The 3,222-nt window shown below is 51.8% G+C and carries 2 rRNA genes; both read right to left on the bottom strand.

The features are described 5' to 3' along the window. A 5S ribosomal RNA gene (gene rrf / locus HMPREF1040_RS06180) occupies positions 1–115 on the bottom strand; the annotation flags it as partial. A 67-nt stretch (positions 116–182) separates the two neighbouring features. Beyond that, positions 183–3,094 (bottom strand): 23S ribosomal RNA (locus tag HMPREF1040_RS06185). Positions 3,095–3,222 lie beyond the last annotated feature (128 nt).

Genomic DNA, 3,222 nt, shown 5'->3' on the forward strand with positions numbered 1-3,222 from the left:
TCAGCGACTCCCTATCCTCCCAGAGGGCCTCCCCTCCAGTACTTTCAGCGTATACGGGCTTAACTGCTGTGTTCGGCATGGGAACAGGTGGATCCCCGTAGCTATCGCCACTGAATTTCAGGTATGTACCCTGACAACTGCTTAGAAAAGTATTCCTTAACTCCCCTTCTTCTCTTCGTTATTAAGTCAAGTCCTCGGTCTATTAGTACCGGTCCGCTCCATACATTACTGTACTTCCACTCCCGGCCTATCTACCACATCGTCTTTGTGGGACCTTACTTTTTGCAATGAGAAACCTCATCTTTAGGCTGGTTTCACGCTTAGATGCTTTCAGCGTTTATCCGTCCCGAACGTAGCTACCCAGCTGCACACCTGGCGGTATGACTGGTACACCATTGGTTCGTCCACTCCGGTCCTCTCGTACTAGGAGCAGCCCCTTTCAAGTTTCTTACGCCCGCGATGGATAGGGACCGAACTGTCTCACGACGTTCTGAACCCAGCTCGCGTACCACTTTAATGGGCGAACAGCCCAACCCTTGGGACCTACTTCAGCCCCAGGATGTGATGAGCCGACATCGAGGTGCCAAACCTCCCCGTCGATATGGACTCTTGGGAGAGATAAGCCTGTTATCCCCAGGGTAGCTTTTATCCGTTGAGCGATGGCAATTCCACTCTCTACCACCGGATCACTAAGCCCGACTTTCGTCCCTGCTCGACCTGTACGTCTTGCAGTCAAGCTCCCTTCTGCCTTTACACTCTTCGCGCGGTTTCCGTCCGCGCTGAGGGAACCTTTGGGCGCCTCCGTTACTTTTTAGGAGGCGACCGCCCCAGTCAAACTGCCCGCCTGAGACTGTCCGCAGCTTCGTTACGGCTCTCGTTAGAATTCCAATACAACAAGGTTGGTATCCCACCTGTGGCTCCATGCATACTGGCGTACGCACTTCTCCGCCTCCCAACTATCCTGTACATCTTATACCAGAATCCAATCTCAGGTTACAGTAAAGCTCCATGGGGTCTTTCTGTCCAGTCGCGGGTAACCTGCATCTTCACAGGTACTTCAATTTCACCGGGTCCCTCGTTGAGACAGTGCCCAAATCGTTACACCTTTCGTGCGGGTCGGAACTTACCCGACAAGGAATTTCGCTACCTTAGGACCGTTATAGTTACGGCCGCCGTTTACTGGGGCTTCAATTCTCTGCTTCGCCTTACGGCTAACACGTCCTCTTAACCTTCCAGCACCGGGCAGGTGTCAGCATCTATACATCAGCTTTCGCTTTAGCAGACGCCTGTGTTTGTGGTAAACAGTCGCTTGGGCCTCTCTTCTGCCGCCCATTCCTGCTCCATCCGTATGGACTTCACATACTCTGGGCTATCCTTTTCCCGAAGTTACGGATATATTTTGCCGAGTTCCTTAACGAGGGTTTTCCCGCGCACCTTAGAATTCTCATCCTGCCTACCTGTGTCGGTTTTGGTACGGGCGCCTAAGTACTCACTAGCAGCTTTTCTCGACAATCTAGTTCCGATCCCTTCACTTTCCTCTCGGAAAGCTCCCCATCACTTCTCGGCCTTTTCATAGAGCGGTTTTGCCTACTCTACAGCCTACCTGCTTAGACATGCTCTTCCAGTCGCATGCGCATCGTCCTTCTTGTGTCACCACATCGCTCAATCATACTTCTGCGGTACAGGAATTTCAACCTGTTGTCCATCTCCTATGCGTCTTCGCCTCGGATTAGGTCCCGACTTACCCCGGGTCGACGATCGTTGCCCGGGAACCCTTAGGCTTTCGGTGGGGTGGATTCTCACCACCCTTTTCGCTACTCATACCGGCATTCTCTCTTCCTGCCTGTCCACCTGTCCTTCCGGTCAGGCTTCTCCCATGCAGGAACGCTCCCCTACCCAATTAGCATTGCTAATTGCCAAAGCTTCGGTTCCGTACTTTAGCCCCGGTCATCTTCGGCGCAGAGCCTCTCGACCAGTGAGCTATTACGCACTCTTTTAATGATGGCTGCTTCTAAGCCAACATCCTGGTTGTTTTCGAAACTCCACATCCTTTACCACTTAGTACGGCATTGGGGACCTTAGCTGTTGGTCTGGGCTGTTTCCCTCTTGACTACGGGCCTTATTACTCGCAGTCTGACTCCCATGTATAAGTACAGCCATTCGTAGTTTGATTAAGTTCGGTAGCCGGATAGGCCCCTACCTCGTTCAGTGCTCTACCGCCTGTACTCTCTCCATGAGGCTAGCCCTAAAGCTATTTCGGGGAGAACCAGCTATCTCCACGTTCGATTGGCATTTCACCCCTACCCACATCTCATCTAAAAGCTTTTCAACGCTCACTAGTTCGGCCCTCCACACATTTTTACCTGTGCTTCAGCCTGGACATGGGTAGATCACTGTGGTTTCGGGTCTACTACTACCAACTGTCGCCCTTTTCAGACTCGCTTTCGCTTCGGCTCCACGTTTTCCGCTTAACCTCGCTGGTAACAGTAACTCGCCGGTTCATTCTTCAATAGGCACGCCGTCGCTCTCATACGGAGCTTCGACTGCTTGTAGACATACGGTTTCAGGTTCTATTTCATTCCCCTCCCGGGGTTCTTTTCACCGTTCCCTCACGGTACTATGCGCTATCGGTCTCTATCAGTATTTAGCCTTGGAGGGTGGTCCCCCCTGCTTCCCACAAGGTTCCTCGTGCCCCGTGGTACTCCGGATCCTGCTGTTTCCCTTTGATTACGCCTACCGGGCTCTCACCGTCTCTGGCTCAGTTTCCCACCTGATTTGGCTTCTCGCTGGTTCTGCTCTGCAGTCCTCTACCCCTAATCGGTTTCCCGTTTAGGTTTAGGCTCTTCCCCGTTCGCTCGCCGCTACTTAGGGTATCTCGGTTGATTTCTTTTCCTCCGGCTACTTAGATGTTTCAGTTCACCGGGTTCCCCTCCATCTTACGATGGATGACAGTACTCCTACTGCCGGATTGCTCCATTCGGATATCTACGGGTCAATGGTTACTTGCACCTCACCGTAGCTTTTCGCAGCTTATCGCGTCCTTCATCGGCTGATAGGGCCAAGGCATCCGCCGTACGCCCTTACTTACTTGACTTCTCTTTCTTTTCAGAAAGCACCTTTTCCTCTTGAGTTTTTCTTTCTAAGGTTCGTTAAGTTCTCTTCTGCGATCTTTCGATCTTACAGTAAAGAGACATTTACTTTTCTTTGCAGTTGTCAAGGTAC

Origin of the sequence: Megasphaera sp. UPII 135-E, from assembly GCF_000221545.1 — a bacterium.
In the GTDB taxonomy this organism is placed as follows: domain Bacteria; phylum Bacillota; class Negativicutes; order Veillonellales; family Megasphaeraceae; genus Megasphaera; species Megasphaera hutchinsoni.